Raw genomic sequence first — 18,222 nt, forward strand, 5'->3', positions numbered from 1 at the left:
GGACATGCGTCGTCGGTGTCGGCCCGCGCTGCCTCACCAGACGGTGAGGACCAGATGATTGACGGCGAGCGCCGTGGTCGCCTGCACTATGAGCCAACCACGCCGGTGTCGGCCGGGCAGCACGGCAGCCCCCGCGACGAGCCAGACGGTGAACGGCAGCCAGATCCGCTCGACCTCTGCCTTGCTCAGCCCGGACAGGTCCGCCAGCAGGATCGCCGCCAGCGCGGCCGTCGGCAGCAGGAGCCACGACGTTCCGGCCACGGTGGGACGTGGCGTGATCCGGGCCCTCGGGACAGACGGTCGGGCCGCCCACGGCGCCCCGGCGGCCGCACGCGCGGCTCGCGACACGCGGGCCAGCGCCCGCCGCGCCATCGGGGCGGCGGCCGGTCCGGCCGAGGCGACGACGCAGGCCAGGTTTGCCCACACCCAGTAGGCGTACGGGCGGTCGCTGGCGATGCCCTGGTAGTACCGCTCGACGACGAGGTGGTAGCCGTCCCACCACCAGAAGCCGGCTGCGGCGAATCCGGCGACGACCGCCGCGGCCCCCACCAGGGCGTACGGCAACGGGGTGAACCGCCGGGTGACCACCAGGACGGCGAGGGCGATCGGTGCCGTCAGCACCAGTCCGTAGGAGAGGAACACGGCGGCGCCGAGGACGACACCGGCCCCCAGCGCCGCCGCGGCCGACACGACGCCGCGCCGGCGTGCCGAGAACGCGAGCAACGCGACCCCGGCCGAGGTGACCCCGGCGAACAGCCCGTCGGCGGAGGCACCGATCCACACGGCACCGGGAAACAGCACCACGAACGGAACGGCGGCCCGGGCCGCCCGGTCCCCGCCGAGCAGCAGGACGGTCACCGGCACGGTCACCGCGACGGTGGCGCCCACCAGCACGCAGAGCACTGCCGCCCAGCCTCCGCCGGCCAGGCCGATCCGGTCGAGGCCGACGAAGACCAGAAGCGCGCCGGGCGGATGACCGGCGACGTGGGTGGTCCACGAGTCGGGCTGGAAGTCGAGGATGCGTCCGGCGAAGCCCCGCACCATCGCCGGGACGTCGCGTACTCCGGGGACCTCGGTGAGATATTCGGGCCGGGTCGTCAGTCGGTCGGTCAGGCCCCGCTGCGCACCGTCGATGAGTGCCAGCGAGAACGTCCAGGCGAGCGCGGCCAGGTAGGCGAGCCCGAACAGGGGAACCCGGCCGAGGCGGGCGGCCAGCCGTGGACCATGCCAGATCACCAGGGCGGCGGTGGCGAGCGCCAGCGGTGTCCCGGGGCCGAGGTGCGGCAGCGGGTGGCCGAACAGCGGCGCCGCCGACGCGCGCACCGGCCGTCCGGCCAGGCCGAGCACCGCGCCCACGGCGGCGGCCGCCACGAACAGCCCGGCCGCCCCCACCGCCGCGACAAGATCCCCCCGGTTCGGCCGCGTCGAGTGGTGCCCGCGCCGCTGTCGGGCGCCGGGAGGGGGGTCCGGAGGCCTTAGCGCGGTCATCTCGGCCGGACCGCGGTGATCGTCGCCAGCGGATCGGATACGCTCTCGCCCGGTGTCGGGTCGACCCGGCGCCCGGCGCCCGGTCGGACGGTTGCCCCGACACGGACGAGAGAAACTCGCGTCATCGGGTGAACATTAGGGCGCTGCATGCCGGGGCCGGCCGTCCCGTAAGGGTGCGGTAATGACCGGTCCCCGTTTCGTAAGCCTTGGCCGTCGCCGCTGCGGTTAGCGTTCCCCACATGATCGATGCGGCGCTGCGGTCCCGTTCGGTGGCCAGCTCACCCCTGGACGTCTACGGCGTCGCACTGCGACGGGCGGCCGCCGGCAACCCGGTAGTGCTGAACGCCGCCGACCCCGCCGGGCGGTCCCGCAGCCTCGCACCCGCAGCGTGGTGCGGAGGACTGGTGGACGGGGACGAGAGCCTGCTGCGGCGCTGCGTGGGCCCGGTCCTCGACGTCGGCTGCGGTCCCGGCCGGCTCGCCGGCGCGCTCGCGGCCCGGGGACACCCGGTGCTCGGTATCGACGTGAGCGCCGAAGCGGTCCGGCTGGCTCTGCTCCGGAAGGTGTCGGTGCTGCGCCGCGACGTGTTCGCCCCGCTTCCTGGCGAGGGCCGCTGGGCGCGGGTCCTGCTGGCGGACGGCAACATCGGCATCGGCGGTGATCCCGCACGTCTGCTGCGCCGCTGTCGGCAGGTGGCCGCGTCGCGCGGTGCGGTGCTGGTCGAACTCGATCCGCCGGGAGCGCCGTCCTGGGCCGGGCACCTGCGGCTCAGCGTCGACGGAGAGCGCGCGAGCGCGCCGTTCCCCTGGGCGTACGTGGGAGTCGACGACGTCGCCGCTCTGGCCCGAACCGTCGGGCTGCGGGTGCGGGAACAGTGGACGGAGGCGGGGCGATGGTTTGCCAGCATGAGCGGCATCTGACAAGAACCCGCGCTCGGGCGCGGGACGTCGGCGGGCGGCTGCGCCGGTTCGGCCGGTGGCTGGGCGAGCCCCTGCCGGCGCCGCCCGCCCGGTGGCAGCGCGGACCGTTCCGGGACGGCGCCTTCAGTTCACCGGCGCGGTCGGCGCGGCTCTCCACCCACCTGGGGATGGCGCTCGCCGTGGCGTTCGGGGTGTGCTTCACCACCGGCCTGCTCAGCCATCTCGCCCAGCATCCGCCCGCCGGGTTCGACTGGCCCCCCCGGCCGGTGCAGTTCTACCGGGTCACTCAGGGCCTGCACGTGGCGACCGGGCTCGCCACGGTGCCGTTGCTGGCGGCGAAGCTCTGGGCGGTCTACCCGGAGCTGTTCCGCTGGCCACCGGCGCGCGATGCCGCCCACGCGGTCGAACGGATCAGCGTGGCCATGCTGGTTGGTGCGGCGCTGTTCGAGCTGGTCACCGGCGTGTTGAACGTGTCGCTGTGGTACACGCCGATGCCGTTCTACTTTCCCGCGGCGCACTACTGGACCGCCTGGCTGGCCGTCGGGGCCATCCTGATCCACGTCGGCGTGAAGCTGCCGGTGATCCGGGACGCCCTGCGCGGTCACCGTGCCGCCGAGCTGACGACGGCGGTGGATGGGGTCCCGGCCGCGGGCGGTGCGACGCGGCGGGATCTGCTCGGCGCGGTCGCCGCGGCGGCCGGGGTCATCACGCTGAGCACGGTCGGGCAGACCGTCGCTCCGCTGTCCGCGATCTCGGTGCTCGCACCACGGCGACCCCGGATCGGGCCGCAGCGGTTGCCGGTCAACACCAGCGCCCTCGCCGCGGGAGTGGCCGGAGCGGCCGCCGACGCGTCGTACACGTTGGAGCTCGTCGGTCCCGCCCGCAGCGTTCGGTTGTCCCTGGCGGAGTTGAACGCGCTGCGCCAGCACACCGTGCGCCTGCCGATCGCCTGCGTGGAGGGGTGGAGCGCCGACGCGACCTGGACGGGGGTGCGGCTGCGGGACCTCGCCGCGCTCGTCGGCGTCGACGCCCGGCACGCCGAGGCGACGGTCGAGTCGTTGCAGCGGACCGGCCGGCGTAGGTCATCGGTCGTGGCCGGTCCGCACCTCGACGACCCGCTCACCCTGCTGGCCGTGCGGCTGCACGGCGAACCGCTGCACCCCGATCACGGTTACCCCTGCCGGCTGATCGCGCCGAACCGCCCCGGCGTGGCGCAGACCAAGTGGGTCGGCCGGATCAGCTTCGAGGAGCGTCCGTGAGAGGGACGAGGGTCGCTCTGGTCACGGTGGGCACGCTGATTTCCGCGTATGCGCTGCTCCGCGTCGTGACCGACCGGGACGCCGACCCTCTGGGGCAGTTGCTGTTCCTGGCGGGCCTGGTGGCTGCGCACGACGCGGTGGTACTGCCCGTGGCCATCGTGCTGGGAGCGCTGGTCGCCCGGTTCTCGCCCGACCGGATCCGCGGACCGATCCGGTTCGCGGGGTTCGTCACCGCGGCGGTCCTCGTCGTGGCGATGCCCCTGGTCCTCGGATACGGCCGCCGGCCGGACACCCCCTCGGCGCTGCCGCTGGGCTACGGCCGAGGTCTCGGCATCGCCCTGCTGGTGGTGTGGTCGGCCACACTCGCGGCCTCCGCGCTGCGGCAGGTCAGCCGACGCCGCCGGCGCACCCGCGGGCAGGAGGAGTGACTCACCGACCGCCGTCGGGCGAGCGACGGCCCGACCGTGCCGGCGCCACACCTGCCCGTCGTCGTCGGCCAGGTTGAGGAAGCGCTCGATCCCGTTCTGTTTCGCGAACCGTCGCATCGCCTCGTCACCGCTGCCGAGCCCGGCGACCCCGACCACGCTGATCAGGCCGGCGGTGTCCCGCTGCACCGCGGCGACCTCGCCGGCCACCGCGCGGCACCGGGTGCCCAGGCCGCCCAGAACCACGACACGGCCAGCTTACCGGCAAGCCGGTACGGGCCTGAGGTGCCGCCGTCGATCGTCCCGGCGGTGCGTGAGAGCGCCTGCGGCACCACCGCCTCGTTCGTGCCGCCGCCCGCCGTCGGTGCGATGGTAGCCGCGGGTGTCGGCCGCGCCGCCGCGCTCGGCCCGGCGGTCGTGCTCGCCGAGCCGGCGGGCGGCGCGTGCCGCCGCAGGCGGCGCGGGTGGCCGTGGTGAGGGCTGCGACGGCGGGGCGGTACGGATGCCGGGCATGACCGGATGTCGGCCCGTTCGCTCGCTCGGGTGGCCCTTCCGCCTCCTTACGCTTGTGCGGTGGACCCGTCCCCGTTCTTGCTGCGGAGGTAGCGGACCAGCCCGGCGACGTCGTCGGGCACGAGTCGGCCGATGGCGCCGCTGGAGTACACGGCGGTGAGGATCGTGCCGTCCGGGGCGAGGACGAATCCCGTCGACTGGAGGTGACGAGGCTCGTCGTTGACGTAGGCACCGGTCGCCGTCGCGACGTGCGTGGCGTCGGCGCTGTGGCCGACGGGGTAGGCGAGGTGGTGCTTGTCGACCAGAGCCTGGGTGGTGGGTTCGTCGTCGACGGAGAGTGCCGCCACGCGCACGTCGAGCGCGGCGAGGGTGTCGGCGGCGCGCTGGAACGCCGCGAGTTGGGCGTTGCAGTAGGGGCACCAGGCGCCTCGGTAGATCAGGACAACGCCGTAGTGCCCGGCGAGTTCGTCGGGCAGCCGCAGGGTGCCGCCGCCGGTGCGGGGCACCTGGAGGGTGGGAAAGCTCTGGCCGTTGTCGAGTCGCGCCACGGTCGTCTCCTTGCCGGTCGATACTGGTTCACCGACGAGTCAACCCCGCAGAAACTGGACTGGCAAGTCCAGTTAGGCTAGCCTCTGTGCCATGACGGTGTCGGGTCGGGCCAAGCTCACCGCCCGGGGCGCGCGGACCCGGGAGCGGATCGTGGACGTGACCGCCGCCCTAGTGTTCGCCCAGGGTGCCGCCGGCACCAGCCTGGACGAGGTGATGGCCGGAGCGGCGGTCAGCAAGTCTCAGCTCTACCACTACTTCGCCGACAAGGATGACCTGCTCCGTGCGGTGATCGAGCGCCAGACCGGTCGGATTCTCGCCGGCCAGCGGGACGCGCTGGAGGCCATCGACTCGATGGCGGGACTGCGTCGATGGCGGAACCTCGTCGTCGCGACGGTGGAAGCGGGTGGGCCTGTCGGCGGGTGCCCGCTCGGCTCGCTGGCCAACGAGCTGGCCGACCGCGACGAGGCGACCCGAGCAGTCCTGGGCACCTCCTTCGCGCGGTGGGAGGCCCAGTTGGCCGCCGGACTGACGAAGATGCGGGTCGCCGGGCGGCTGGTGTCGGACGCGAACCCGGAGATGCTCGCCGAGGTTCTCGTCGCTGCCCTGCAGGGTGGTCTGCTCCTGGCGAAGACCCGGCGGAGCGTCCGGCCGCTGGCCCGGGCACTCGATGTCGCCATTGCCCACATCGGCGCTCTCGCGCCCGTCGCCGAGGGTCCGCGACCCGGGTGAGCGGCCCGGCGGGTCGATGCTCCGCCGGGCCGGCAACCCTCCGTTCAGGTGCAGCGGCGTCCCGCGTTGACACAGGAGACGATCTTCCGCATCTGCTTGTCGCTGTTGACGTTGACGAAGTCGTTGTGGTCGGAGAAGGGGTTGTGGTTCTCCTCGGGGAACGAGTCGAGGGCGTACTGGCCCTTGAGTTGGATGTGGCGCGGGATGTCGTAGGAGATGCTGATCCTGAGCTGGGGGATGGCGACGAACGCCGGTGGGCAGGCGCCGGTCTCGGGGTCGGCGAAGGCCAGGTGGGTCCGGTGGTTCTCGCTGTCGGTGTCGCGGCCGTTCCAGCAGCCGGGGAAGTCCTGCACCCGCATCACCCGGCTGCTTCTCGGGCAGATCGGATACTTGTCGGAGAGGCGGTCGGTGAAGCCGGAGCAGGTCCAGGTGGCGCGAGCGTTGGCCGGGCCGCGGCTGGTCGGTTTGGCGTCACCGGTCAGCGCGCGCAGGAATCGGGGCATGGCCGTCACCTTCGTGGCCGGATTGCCGCGGTACTCGATCAGCACCTGCGACGGTTGCACGATGCGACCGGTGTTGTTGGGCAACTCCAGGTTCGGGCCCTGCGGTACGGGCAGCGCGCCGTCGTCGCCGATCCCGGGGTTGTTGCCGCTGTCCTGCCGTCCGGCGGCGGCGCGGCGATCGAGGGTGCAGGCGGCGAGGGTGCCGAGCCCTGTCGGACGGAGTCCGGCGCGGCCGACGGCGATGGAGATCCGGTCGAGTGTGGCGGCCCGCTCGTGCGTGAGCGGTTCGACGATGGCGTTACGGGTGAAGGTCGGGTCGCCGTTGCCCTGCGCGCGGGACAGCCGCTCGTTCGCCTCGGCGATCTGCCGCTCGAGTAGGTCCAGGTTGCGGTTCACCTCGTCGAGCGCCGACGTCGGCACCGCCGCCAGCTTGTCGCGGACCGTCGGGCAGGTGACGGTGGGGCTGGCGCCGCTGCCCGTGGCGGGGTGGCCGGTGTGCAGCCCGTCGTAGCTGATCTCGCAGTCCACCAGCGAGACGAGTTCGCCGGGGCGGCCTCCCGTCTCGTTCACCGTTCTGGAGATCCGTCTGATGACCAGGGCGCGCTCGGTGCGCAGCCGCCCTAGGACTGAGGCGTTGAGGCGCTGGTCGATGCGTCCTCTGCTGGCGCGCATCTCGTTCGCCGCGGTGACGAGCTGTCGATCGAGGGCGGCCAGGTCGCGGTCCACGGCGATCCTGGCCGACGCGGGCAGTGCGGGCAGGCGATCGGCGACCCGGGGGCAGGACACCGTCGGCTGCACCATGCGCAGCGCCGCGGCCACCTCGGCGTCGGCCCGCACCGTCCGGTCGATGCGCACCACGGGCCAGAAGTACGACGACCGGTCACCGTTGCGGCAGGTGGTGCCCGCTGCGGCCAACGCCGCATCCGGGGTGTCCGCGTCGATGGCGAGGTTGCCCACGAAGTCGTGCACGTGCTCCGCCCCGTTCTTGACTCCTGGCTGGGCGACCGGATTGTCCGGGCTGAACTTACCGATGCGGTTGGTGCCGCAGTCGACGGTGAAGACACCCGCCGATGCCGCCGTACCGGGTCGGGGTGGTGCGAGGGTGACGGCGACCTTCTCGATGGGCACGAAGTCCGCCAGGCTCGTCTCCGCCGACGCCGCACCTCGGCCACCACCGGAGACGAACGTCGCCGTGAGTACGCCGGCGGCCGCCACCGCCGTGACGGCCGCAACCACCTGCGCCGCCCGCCGCCTACCGTGTCGCCTTATGCCGTTCATGGGCTTTCCTTCCGCTCGTCCAGCCCCGCACGGATCGGCGCTGGTCGTTGAGCGGTACGGGAAGCGCGACGACGGAGACGGGTCGCGGAGCGTCGGTCACCGACTGGTAAGAACTTGCGGTGGTCGCATCCGACAGGAAGCTACCGGCTGTGCGGTTCTACGAGCGCAGGCTGCCGCCGGCCCGCGCGACGATCTCCTGCAAGGCCGCGACGTGCCCGTCGAAGGCGTGCCGGCCGGCCCGTCCCAGCCGCACGGAAGTGCGCGGCCGCTTACCCACGAAGCTCTTGCGCACCTCGACGTAGCCCGCCTGCTCCAGGGTGCTGAGCTGCTTGGACAGCGCCGAGTCGGACATGGCGAGCTGCTCGCGCAGGTATCGGAAGTCAGCCCAGTCGCTCGCGGCCAGCAGGCTGACCAGCGACAGCCGGGTCGGCGCGTGGATCAGCTCGTCGAATCGGGGCGCCGTCACCGCCGGGCGCCGAGGGGTCGGGTCGCCATGACGGTGCGCAGGTGCCGCATCAGCCACGGGCCGGTGGCGGTCATCGCGCCCGCCGTGGCCGCCGCGCCGACCGTCGCCGGCAGCCCCAGGCCCGTCGACGCGGCCGCGTACCCGACTACGAGCCCGGTAGCCACCAGCCCCAATACCCAGACGAGGATCGTGACGAGGCCGCGTACCCCGAGCAGGCTGTTACGGATCTGAACCCGCTGCCGCAGCGCCACCCGGCCCACGACGACGGCCAGGCCCAGCGCGAACGCGACCGAACCCACGGCCACCAACCACGGCCGCCCGCCCTCCACGGCGGCGGTGAAGACGACCGTCAGCCCGCCCACAGCGGGCCAGTACCAGCCGGGAACCAGGGTGGCGTCGATGGCCTGGGCGCGGCGGGTGCGGATCTCGACGAGAGCGTCGGCGGCGGCCGAGTGCGAGGCGGCGGGCTCGGTCATCACTTCTCCTTGCTCGGGCAGATAACACTTTCCAAGTGAGAAAGTAAGCCCCGGGATCACGCCTGGCAAGGGGCATATCGCCGGAGCGGCGGACGCGACGTGCGCTCTCACCACGGGGCACCCGCACCTGCGGGGCTGCGGTGCTCCCTTGCGCTTGAGTCGCGGTTGGCGGCAGGTGCGGGCGACGGTGACGGACCGGTTGATGTCCGGACGCGGATGGTTCGGTCTGGCGTACGGGCGGTAGTTGCCTGATCTAGCCTGGAGGATGGCGGAAGCGGTGTGTTCGGGCGGCGCCGCGTTGCGGTCGTGACGCCAATTCACGGGGGAGGCCGGACGAGTCATGGACGGCAGCACCGGGATGTGGGGCCGTGCGGTGGTGTCCGGTCTCGCCGGAACGGTGGTCATGACCGCCTTTCAACGGCTTGTCGAGATGCCGCTGACCGGCCGCGGCGACAGCTTCGCCCCGGCCAACCTCGTCGAGCGGGTGCTTCCCGTGCCGGAGACGGGCGAGCGCGGGCGCAGAGGGTTGAACTGGGTGGCCCACTTCGCGCTGGGCGGGATGTGGGGAGCGGCGTTCGCCGCCGCGTTGGCAGCCGGTGTACGGAGGCAACGTGCCGTGCACGCCGTGTTCGCCGTGGTCTACGTAGGGGACGTCGTGCTGAACACCGCACTCGGGCTCTACCAGCCGCGTCGGTGGAGCGCCCAGGACTGGGCGGTCGATCTCGTCGACAAGTACGTGCAGGCCCAGGCGACGGGCCTGATCCTCGGCCGGATCAGCGGGGCGCGACGCTGACTCTCGCCGCTCGCACCCGCCTGCCGAGGTGATCGGCGAGCGCGGGCGGCACGGCCGCCTCCGCAGCCGGAGGACACCCGAGCGGGCGCCGCACCGCTGTGCATCGGGCGCGGCGGTGCCGCCCTGCCCGAGGTGGGTCAGGACGCCGGGTAGGGGTGCCCCGCCAACAGCCGGGCCAGGTGTGCGGTGTTGGCGGCGAGGGCCTTCGTCGCGGCGCCGGTGGTGTCGGGCTTCGGTCCGGCGTCGGCGTAGTCGGTCTTGCCCATGGCCTCACCCACCCAGTAGGTGGACGCGGAGGCGGCGACGGTGAAGCCGACGTCGTTGAGTGCCTGCAGCACCTCGGCGGTCACGTGGTGGGCGCCGTCCTCGTTGCCGACCACCGCGACCGCGGCGACCTTGCCGAAGGTGCGCAGGCGTCCCTGCGCGTCGGTCTCGGACAGCTCCGCGTCGAGGCGCTCCAGGACCATCTTGCACACGCTGGAGGGCTGTCCCAGCCAGATCGGCGTGGCGATGACGAGCACCTGCGCCGCGAGCAGCTTCTCCCGGATCGTCGGCCACTGGTCGCCGTCGCCCTCGTCGGTCGAGACACCGAACCGCACGTCGTGGTCGACGACGCGGACCACCTCACCGTCGACGTCATGATCGCTCAGCGCGGTCAGCACCTCACGGCCGAGCAACTCGGCGCTGGACGGGGCAGGAGACGGCTTCAGGGTGCAGCACAGCACCAGAGCGCGCAGCGTGGGCACAGTGGAGTCCTCTCGGGTGGGATAGCACATGTCCTACCCCTATCCGGTGAGGATCAATCGGGCGCGCTCGTTTGTCCCGGTCCGCAGCGCGTGAGGGTCGTCGTCGAAGCTCGCGGTACAAAGGCGCCGGAGGTGCTCCGGCATCCGACACCCCGACGCTGCGTGGTGCTCGGGCTCATCCCTGGCCGGTCGGTCGCCGCCAGGAAAGTCGTCACGAAGCCCCGGGCCGGCTGATCCAGCCGATTGGCGCCTCGGGTGGCCGCGGATGCGATGTTGCGGTTGGTCGACGCTGTGTACATTCACCGTCGTGACGCCGCCCGCAACGCGCAGTCCCCGGCCTGGGCCGGTGGAGGTGCGCCCGCGTACCTCGGTGCCGGCTCTCGCTGTCGGCCCGGTCGTGGCCGTCGTTGTCGCGTTGGCGGCGTTGCTGGCCGGAACAGCCTCGCGCTACGGCTATCACCGTGACGAGTTGTACTTCCGGTTCCTCGGGTTTCATCCTGCCTGGGGCTATGCGGATCAGCCGCCCGGCACGCCGATGCTCACCCGCGCCGCGGTGGAGGTTTTCGGTGACTCGGTGTGGGGGCTGCGCGTGCCGGCGGTGCTCGCCGGGATCAGTGTCGCCGCACTCCTCGCGCTGATCGCCCGGGAGGCCGGCGCCCACCGGTGGGGCCAGAGCCTCGCCGCGTGCGGCGCGGCCGGCACGTTCCCGTTGTTGTTCGGGCACATCCTCATCACCGCCACGGTCGACATGGTGGTCTGGTTGCTGGTGCTGTTGTTCGCGATGCGGGCGCTGCTGCGCGGTCAGCCTCGCTGGTGGCTTGCCGCGGGTCTCGCCGTCGGGGTCGGGCTGTGGTTCAAGCTGCTGATCGTCCTGCTGGTGGCTGTGCTGCTGGTCGCGGTGGCCGTCGTCGGACCACGTCCGGTGCTGAGGTGCCGATGGCTGTGGGCCGGAGTGCTGGTGGCGGTGCTGGTCGGTTCGCCGAACCTCGTCTACCAGGTCGCCAACGAGCTACCGCAACTGGAGATGGCGGACGCGCTGCGGGAGCACAAGGGTGATGAGGCCCGGGTGCTGCTGGTGCCGGTGCAACTCGTGGTCGTCGGCCTGCCCCTGCTTCCGGTGCTCGCCGCCGGCCTGGTCTCGCTCGCGCGCCGGCCCACCCTGCGGCCGGTGCGGGCCATGGCGCTCGGGTACAGCTTCCTGGTGGTGGCCCTGTTCGTGCTGGCCGCGCAGCCCTACTACACCGTCGGCCTGGTACTGACGATCTACGCCGTCGGCGCGGCGGCCACCGAACCGTGGATGACGACCGCGCCACGCCGGGCGGCGCTGTCGGTGGCCGTGGTGGTGAACGTCGCCGCCGCGGCCGCATTCGCGCTGCCGGTGTTCCCCCTGGCGACGCAGGAACGCGTCGGCCTGGCGGAGCTGAACCAGGGCACCCGGGACCAGATCGGCTGGCCCGCCTACACCCGGCAGGTCGCCGACGTGTTCGCCGCACTACCCGCCGGCGACGCGGCGCGGGCGGTGCTGATCACCGGAAACTACGGCGAACACGGCGCCATCCACCGCTACGGACCCGCGCTCGGACTGCCCATCGAGCGGTTGTACAGCGGCCAGAACGAGCTGCACCGCATCGCCTCCCCACCCGAGGGCAGCGACGTGGTGATTCTGGTGGGGCTCGGCGAGGACGGCAGTGAGGTCCGCGATTGGTTCGCCTCCTGCCAGATCGCCGCACGACTCGACCACGGACTGGACATCGACAACGAGGAACAGGACCGGCCCGTCACCGTCTGCCGGGGCCCTCTGCAGACGTGGTCGGCGTTGTGGCCGCGGTTCCAGCACTACGACTGAGGACGCCGTGCGGCGTCCGGCCCGGCCCTTCTGCCTGAGAGTCCGCGGAGGCCAACCGTCCGCGTCGCGGCCGTCGTCCGATCGAGCAGGCCCGGAGGGCGTCGTGAAGCGGCGGGCGCGCGTGCCGGACGGACGTGTCGTCGACGTCGGACAGGCAGTGCACCCGGCCTTGCAGCCAGCGCTCGCTTCTGTGCTGATCCTCCGGTCGGCCGGGAGTTTTCCGGGCTCCGCCCCCGATGCCACTCGGTGGCCTCACGACGACCGGCGGTCAATGCGGTCGCCAGGGCCGGAGGCGGTGCGGTGCCTCGCCGCTCGGCGCAACATGATCGGTGCGTGCCGTACGGTCGGCAGGTGTGACCCCAGGGTGCAGATGGCAGCGGTGAAGCCCGGTTCCCGGCGGGGGCGGTGGTGGGCGCCGTACCGCCAGGTGTGGTCGGTACCTGGCGCGGCGGCGTTCAGCTCGGTCGGAGCGGTGGCCCGGCTGCCGCAGGCGATGGTCGGCCTGGGCGCCGTCGTGATGATCACCGCACTCGGCAGTTCGTACACCGTGGCCGGGGCGGTCGCGGGTGCCGTCTCCCTGTCGCAGGGGTTGCTTGCGCCTCAGGTCAGCCGGCTTGCCGACCGCCTCGGGCAGACCCGCGTCCTCGGCCCGCAGGCGGTCGTCAACGTCGCGGCGCTGTGCGTCCTGGTCGCCGCCGCCCATCGGCACGTCGGAGCGCTGGCGTTGGTGCCGCTCGGGGTGCTGGTCGGGGTGTCCCTGCCGCAGATCGGCGCCTTCGCGCGGGCCCGGTGGACGGCGTTGCTGGCCGGTGACCGGCGGCTGGCCACGGCCCTCGCGGTCGAGTCACTGATCGAGGAGGCGGTGTTCGTGATCGGCCCAGTGCTGGTCGTGGCCGCCACCACCGCCATCGCCCCGGCGGCCGGGCTGCTCATCGCCGCCGCCCTGGTGGCGTTCGGTTGCGCCGCGTTCCTGGCACAACGCGCCACCGAACCGGCCGTCCTGCCGTACGGGCGTCCGGAGCATCGGTCGCGGGCCACGGCTCATGCCGGCCTGCGGGTGCTCATCGGGGTGTTCCTGGGCATCGGCGCCCTGTTCGGGTTCGTCGAGGTCGGCGTGGTCGCGCTGACCCGTGAACTCGACCGCCCCGGTGTGTCCGGGGCGATGCTGGCCCTCTGGGCCGCTGGCAGCCTCGCCGCCGGCGTCGTCTACGGCAGCCGCACCTGGCAGACCCCACCCGTACGTCGATTCGGCACGGGCGTGGCCGCGATGGCCGCCGGCACGGTCCTGGTCGCGGCCTGCTCCGGCTCGCTCACCGGCACGACTGTCGCGCTGGCTATCGCCGGTGCGGCGAACGCGCCCACCCTGATCACCGGCAACGCGTTGGTCGCCGCGGTGGTGCCGGCACACGCGGTGACCGAGGCCTACACCTGGCTAGGAGTGACCATCTTCGCCGGCATAGCCATGGGCGCGCCACTCGGCGGCGCCCTCATCGACCGCTTCGGCTCGCACGCCGCACTGTGGGCCGCCACCGCCGCCGGGATCGTCGCCGTGATCACCGCCGTCACCGGACGACGCCATCTGTAGGGCTGCCCCGCAGCGTCCGACGATCCCCCAACCGGCACAGTGACCGGTCATGGCTGACCAACTGGGCGGTCGTTGATGGAAACGGTCGACCAACGCTGCTATCGACCGCCTCTGCGCCCTCTGCGTGGTCGCCATCGGCCCTGAGGCGACACTGGCCGGGTGACCTCGACAATGCTGGTGCTCGGGCCGAAACTCGCCATCGCGCTGGCGCTGATGACCGCAGCCGCGGCCACTGTCGCCACCGTCGGACGGCTCGGGCACGGCCGGCAGATCGCCGTCGCCGCCGTCCGGGCCGCGCTGCAACTGGCCGCCGTGTCATTGGTGATCACCGCTATCGTCGGCTCGCTGTGGGCCACCGGGGTGTTCGTGCTGCTCATGAGCGTGGTCGCCGCGGGCACCTCCGGCCGGCGGATCACCGGCGGGCCGCACGGATGGTGGGCGGGAGTCCCGATCGCCACCGCCAGCCTGACCGTCGTCGCCGCGCTGCTCCTGGCGGGCCTGGTGCCCCCACACGGTATTGCGATCATCCCGATCGCCGGCATCCTGACCGGCGGCGCCATGACCGCCACCAGCCTCGCCGGGCGGCGCTTCAACGACGATCTGCACGCCCGGCGCGGCGAGGTCGAAGCCGCGCTCGCGCTGGGCCTGCCTCCCCGGGACGCCCGGTTGCTCGTCTGCCGCCCCGCCGCGAGCCAGGCCCTCGTCCCCGCCCTCGACCAGACCCGCACCGTCGGCCTCGTGACCCTCCCCGGCGCCTTCGTCGGTGTTCTCCTCGGCGGCGCCAGCCCGCTGACGGCGGGGATCACCCAACTGTTCGTCCTCGTCGGCCTTCTCGCCGTCGAAGCCACCGCCATCGTGCTCACCATCGAGGTGATGGCCCGAGGACAACTACGGCCGCAGGCGATCACCCGACGCCGTCGTAGTGACTGAGGGTCGTCACCAGGGCGTCTACCGTGGAGGCGCAGTCGCCCTGCACAAGGTTCGGCGCCCGCAAGCCGGTCAGGACCGCATCGATCTGGTCGTCGAGTTGGTGCCACGGCCACCTGAACCCAGCACCGATCAAGAGCCGCACGGGTCGACGTCCCGCACCTCGAATAGGACGGCGGAGTCGGCGACCTCGGTGAGCACGCGGGCCTCGACGACGATCGCTGAGGGCGAGGGGTGTCAACGGCAGCGTGATCAAGAGTGGCTGGCGCACCCGCTCGACGCCGAATCCGCGTTGACGGCGCGCCGCGGCAGCCCGCCGAGGCCGAGTGAACACACCCGCCGAACAGATCCGCGCCGCCCTGACTGAACCTGCCTGCGGCGGTCGGCGTCCGCGCGATGGCCAGCACCGCGCGAGCCTTTCTGGAGCGGACTTGTCGTTGGCGCCACAGCGGGCCGTGAATCTATCGTCCGTTCGGTTGATTATTGTGTGCCTTGTCGTCTAGAGTTTCGCCACGATCGGTGCGATCGAGTCGGCGCCGGTCCAGCGAGGTGGGAGGGCAGCATGACCACGATGACCATGGCACCGTCCGCCGCTGGGATGCGCCGCGCGCCGCAGACCGGTGAGGAGTCCCGCGCCAGCGAGCTGATCGGGGCGCTGGCCGCCCTGCCCGCGGGCCACCCGCAGCGGGCGAGCCTGCGTAATCAGGTCATCGAGGCGTGGCTGCCGCTGGCGAACCACCTGGCCGCCCGCTACAGCGGTCGCGGCGAGCCGGCCGGCGACCTGGCCCAGACCGCGGCGCTCGGCCTGATCAAGGCGGTCGACCGGTTCGACGCCTCCCGCGGGGTCGACTTCGCCGGCTTCGCCATCCCGACCATCCTCGGCGAGATCAAGCGGCACTTCCGCGACCGCACCTGGAACATCCGGGTTCCGCGTCGCCTCCAGGAGCTGCGGCTGCGCATCTCCGAGGCGAACAGCACGCTGACCCAGACCCTCAACCGGGCCCCGACCGTGGCCGACATCGCCACCCACCTCGACGTCACCGAGGAAGAGGTGCTGGAGGGTATCGAGGGCGCTCAGGCGTATAACGCGGTGTCGCTGTCCGCTCCGATCGGCGACGGCGACAGCGCCACCGAGCTGGGCGACACGCTCGGCACCGAGGACAACGAGTACGAGCTGGCCGAGCTGCGTGCCTCGCTGGGCCCGGCGCTGGCCACGCTCGACGAGCGCGAGCAGAAGATCCTCACGCTGCGCTTCTACGGCAACCTGACCCAGAGCGAGATCGCCGCCCGGGTCGGTGTGTCCCAGATGCACGTGTCGCGGCTGCTCGCCCGCGCCCTGACCAAGCTGCGGGGCCAGCTCACCGAGGCCTGACCCGCCGTCAGCCCTAGGCTACTTCCGCCATGACCGTCGCGGAGACGACCGCTCCGACCATCCCAGAGACGAACGAGCCGCACGCTGGTTCAGCCTGCGGCTCGTTCCATGCTCCTGAGGCGGGCGCGCACGAGGCCTTCACCGAATTGTGGCGCCACGAGCGGCGTCGCCCGGCTGATTCCGGAGCACATGGCTCGCCACGTGAGATGATCATGCGGTAGGGTGGCCAGTCGCACCGGGGGGTAGCAGGGTCGTGTCTGCTCGCATCGAGACTTCGTGCAGGCATGGCCCCGCTTCAACATCCTCGAGGGAACGAGACGCTGCGGTTGGGCCGAGCCGACTGACATCGACCAGTAAGTGCTCGGCTCCGGATAGCGAATCGTCCATGGCGATGCGGCGTCGGGCGGGCATGGCGGTAGCGCCTGCTCGGGCGAACAGGCCCGAGCGCGGACTGGCTCCTGACTGACGGTCGGTCGGTCGGTCGGTCGGAACCCTAATGGTGACCACGGGGGCACGCCGTGCGTCGCCGCACCTGTCATGAGGCGCTCACCGTTGAACGGGCAGGGTGGTTGCGCAACGCGCCGATGACCGGCGCTTGCAGTAGCCTGCTGTCGACGGGCGTGTGGCTGAGGAGGACGATTGCGAGCACGCGCGTGGGCGGCCGTCGTCGCGACGCTGGTGGCTGGCGGGTGGGGCGCAGCGGGCTACCTGACGACGAAGCCCACCGACTTCCACGACTACCGCAGGGTGGCGGTGCAGGCCGCTCAGTCGACCTTGCACGCGGTAGCCACCACCCGGATGGTTGGTAGCGCTGCGTCGCAGGATCGACTGTGGTCGCCCTACGTGTCGAGTGTCCTCGACGACGCCCGCGATGCTTTCGCGGGCGCGGCCAAGAAGATGGCCGGCGAGACGCCCCCAGACGAGCGGACGACGGCCATGCGCGACGAGCTGACGCCGCTGATGTCGACGGCTGACGAGCGCATGACCGAGGCGGAGGAGGCCATCGACGCCGAGGATGCGACGGCGCTGCGCCGGGCGGTGGACGCTCTCGCGCCGGTGGCCGAGGCCCTGTCCATCTTCATCGAGGAGCATCGGTGACCCTCCGGACGCCGCCTCGATGAAGAAGCTGCTGGCTATCACGCTGGGCATCCTCACCGCCATCGGCGGCTTCGTCGACATCGGCGACATCGTCTCCACCTCCGAGGCGGGCAGCCGCTTCGGGCTGGCCCACACCTGGGTGCTGATCGTGGGAGTGATCGGCATCTGCGTGTACGCCGAGATGGCCGGCCGGGTGACCGTGGTCAGCACCCGGCCGGTCTTCGACCTGATCAGGGAGCGTCTAGGGCCCCGGGCGGCGCTGGTCAACCTGCTGGGTTCGTACCTGATCACGCTGTTGACGCTCGCGGCCGAGATCGGCGGCGTCGCGCTGGCGTTGCAACTGATCAGCGGTGCCCCGTACCTGCTGTGGGTCCCCGCCGTCGCGCTGGTGCTGTGGCTGGCTCTCTGGCGGGTGAGGTTCGAGACGCTCGAGCGGATCTTCGGCCTGGGCGGACTCGCTCTGGTGATTCTCGTGGTGGGCATCTTCTGGCTGCACCCGCCGTTCGACACGCTACGCGCGCAGACGATCTCGACGTCACCGCCGCCTGGCGAGAACTGGCCGACCTACTGGTTCCTCGCGGTCGCACTCTTCGCCTCCGCGATGACCCCTTACGAGGTGTTCTTCTTTTCCTCCGGCGGGGTGGAGGAACGCTGGACCCCGAGGGATCTGACCCTTTCCAGGATCAACGTCTTCCTCGGCTTTCCCCTCGGCGGCCTGCTCGCCTTCGGTTTCCTCGCCACCTCGGCGATCGTCTTCCATCCACTCCAGGTGTCGGTGGACACCCTCGGCCAGGCCGTGTTGCCCGCCGGGCTGGCCTTCGGCCAGGTCGGCCTCGGTCTGATCATCCTCGGTGTCTTCGCCGCCACGTTCGGGGCGGCGATGGAGACGAGTCTGTCGGCCGGGTACGCGGTGGCCCAGTACTTCGGCTGGTCGTGGGGGAAGGCGCTACGCCCTCGACAGGCCGCGCGCTTCCACACGGTCGTGCTGATCAGCATCCTGCTCGCCGTCGCCGCGCTGCTGAGCACCATCGACCCGATCCAACTCACCGAATACATGCTGATCTTCAGCGCGGTCGTGCTGCCGTTGACGTATCTTCCGATCCTGATCATCGCCAACGACCGCGGCTACCTGGGGGATCGGGTCAACGGACCGTTCGCCAACACCCTCGGCGTCGTCTACCTCGTGGTCGTCGCCGCCGCCGCGGTGGCGGCCATTCCGCTGATGGTCATGACCGGTATGGGAGGCTGA

General features: G+C 72.0%; 18 protein-coding genes. 12 read left to right on the forward strand and 6 right to left on the reverse strand.

The features are described 5' to 3' along the window. Positions 1-33: 33 nt before the first annotated feature. A complete protein-coding gene (locus tag GA0070622_RS13860) occupies positions 34-1,488 on the reverse strand; it encodes a hypothetical protein (RefSeq protein WP_425412764.1) in 1,455 nt (484 codons plus the stop codon). A 239-nt stretch (positions 1,489-1,727) separates the two neighbouring features. On the opposite strand from GA0070622_RS13860, the gene GA0070622_RS13865 reads away from it, so the two are divergent. The 4 genes from GA0070622_RS13865 to GA0070622_RS13880 are packed head-to-tail and all read left to right on the forward strand — an operon-like array spanning position 1,728 to position 4,569. After that, a complete protein-coding gene (locus GA0070622_RS13865; protein ID WP_091577355.1) occupies positions 1,728-2,408 on the forward strand; it encodes a class I SAM-dependent methyltransferase in 681 nt (226 codons plus the stop codon). Next, complete coding sequence (locus GA0070622_RS13870; protein ID WP_091573671.1) at positions 2,381-3,667, forward strand: molybdopterin-dependent oxidoreductase; 1,287 nt, start codon at positions 2,381-2,383, stop codon at positions 3,665-3,667. The genes GA0070622_RS13865 and GA0070622_RS13870 overlap by 28 nt, the downstream gene beginning before the upstream one ends. Further along, complete coding sequence (locus tag GA0070622_RS13875; RefSeq protein ID WP_141684565.1) at positions 3,664-4,095, forward strand: hypothetical protein; 432 nt, start codon at positions 3,664-3,666, stop codon at positions 4,093-4,095. Before GA0070622_RS13870 ends, GA0070622_RS13875 begins: the two co-directional genes overlap by 4 nt. Before the next feature lie 36 nt (positions 4,096-4,131). Continuing rightward, entirely contained in the window at positions 4,132-4,569 is a 438-nt protein-coding gene (locus GA0070622_RS13880) for a hypothetical protein (RefSeq protein WP_091573673.1), read from the forward strand. An 83-nt stretch (positions 4,570-4,652) separates the two neighbouring features. On the opposite strand, the gene GA0070622_RS13885 is transcribed toward GA0070622_RS13880, so the two are convergent. Then, the gene (locus GA0070622_RS13885; RefSeq protein ID WP_091573674.1) at positions 4,653-5,153 is read right to left on the reverse strand and encodes a peroxiredoxin family protein; all 501 of its coding nucleotides are present in this window, start codon (positions 5,151-5,153) and stop codon (positions 4,653-4,655) included. 91 nt (positions 5,154-5,244) lie between these two features. Between GA0070622_RS13885 and GA0070622_RS13890 the strand changes: the two genes are divergently transcribed. After that, a complete protein-coding gene (locus GA0070622_RS13890) occupies positions 5,245-5,883 on the forward strand; it encodes a TetR/AcrR family transcriptional regulator (protein ID WP_091573675.1) in 639 nt (212 codons plus the stop codon). A 44-nt stretch (positions 5,884-5,927) separates the two neighbouring features. Here GA0070622_RS13890 and GA0070622_RS13895 read toward each other — a convergent pair whose 3' ends face one another. The 3 genes from GA0070622_RS13895 to GA0070622_RS13905 form a co-directional block, all read right to left on the reverse strand. Beyond that, positions 5,928-7,622 (reverse strand): DUF1996 domain-containing protein, encoded by a 1,695-nt coding sequence (locus GA0070622_RS13895; RefSeq protein ID WP_245666256.1) that lies wholly within the window; start codon positions 7,620-7,622, stop codon positions 5,928-5,930. Positions 7,623-7,821: 199 nt separating this feature from the next. After that, positions 7,822-8,130 (reverse strand): winged helix-turn-helix domain-containing protein, encoded by a 309-nt coding sequence (locus GA0070622_RS13900; RefSeq protein ID WP_091573677.1) that lies wholly within the window; start codon positions 8,128-8,130, stop codon positions 7,822-7,824. Continuing rightward, positions 8,127-8,606 carry a hypothetical protein gene (locus GA0070622_RS13905; protein ID WP_091573678.1) on the reverse strand — a complete coding sequence of 160 codons (480 nt, stop codon included), beginning with the start codon at positions 8,604-8,606 and terminating at the stop codon, positions 8,127-8,129. Before GA0070622_RS13905 ends, GA0070622_RS13900 begins: the two co-directional genes overlap by 4 nt. A 340-nt stretch (positions 8,607-8,946) precedes the next feature. Between GA0070622_RS13905 and GA0070622_RS13910 the strand changes: the two genes are divergently transcribed. Further along, positions 8,947-9,399 (forward strand): hypothetical protein, encoded by a 453-nt coding sequence (locus GA0070622_RS13910; RefSeq protein ID WP_091573679.1) that lies wholly within the window; start codon positions 8,947-8,949, stop codon positions 9,397-9,399. Between the two features lie 137 nt (positions 9,400-9,536). Here GA0070622_RS13910 and GA0070622_RS13915 read toward each other — a convergent pair whose 3' ends face one another. Further along, entirely contained in the window at positions 9,537-10,145 is a 609-nt protein-coding gene (locus tag GA0070622_RS13915; protein ID WP_091573680.1) for a flavodoxin family protein, read from the reverse strand. Positions 10,146-10,452: 307 nt separating this feature from the next. On the opposite strand from GA0070622_RS13915, the gene GA0070622_RS13920 reads away from it, so the two are divergent. The 6 genes from GA0070622_RS13920 to GA0070622_RS13945 all read left to right on the forward strand — a co-directional run bounded on the left by GA0070622_RS13920 (position 10,453) and on the right by GA0070622_RS13945 (position 18,222). Next, positions 10,453-11,991 carry a glycosyltransferase family 39 protein gene (locus tag GA0070622_RS13920; protein WP_176710476.1) on the forward strand — a complete coding sequence of 513 codons (1,539 nt, stop codon included), beginning with the start codon at positions 10,453-10,455 and terminating at the stop codon, positions 11,989-11,991. A 370-nt stretch (positions 11,992-12,361) separates the two neighbouring features. Next, entirely contained in the window at positions 12,362-13,576 is a 1,215-nt protein-coding gene (locus GA0070622_RS13925) for an MFS transporter (protein ID WP_141684566.1), read from the forward strand. A 159-nt stretch (positions 13,577-13,735) separates the two neighbouring features. After that, positions 13,736-14,506: an ABC transporter permease gene (locus tag GA0070622_RS13930; RefSeq protein ID WP_245666258.1), complete on the forward strand. Its 771-nt coding sequence runs from the start codon at positions 13,736-13,738 to the stop codon at positions 14,504-14,506. Positions 14,507-15,065: 559 nt separating this feature from the next. Then, entirely contained in the window at positions 15,066-15,875 is an 810-nt protein-coding gene (locus tag GA0070622_RS13935; protein WP_091573684.1) for an RNA polymerase sigma factor SigF, read from the forward strand. A 639-nt stretch (positions 15,876-16,514) separates the two neighbouring features. After that, positions 16,515-16,973, forward strand: coding sequence for a hypothetical protein (locus tag GA0070622_RS13940; RefSeq protein WP_091573685.1), 459 nt, complete (start codon positions 16,515-16,517; stop codon positions 16,971-16,973). A 19-nt stretch (positions 16,974-16,992) separates the two neighbouring features. Beyond that, positions 16,993-18,222: an NRAMP family divalent metal transporter gene (locus GA0070622_RS13945; RefSeq protein ID WP_091573686.1), complete on the forward strand. Its 1,230-nt coding sequence runs from the start codon at positions 16,993-16,995 to the stop codon at positions 18,220-18,222.

It is taken from the genome of Micromonospora sediminicola, assembly GCF_900089585.1.
In the GTDB taxonomy this organism is placed as follows: Bacteria; Actinomycetota; Actinomycetes; order Mycobacteriales; family Micromonosporaceae; genus Micromonospora; species Micromonospora sediminicola.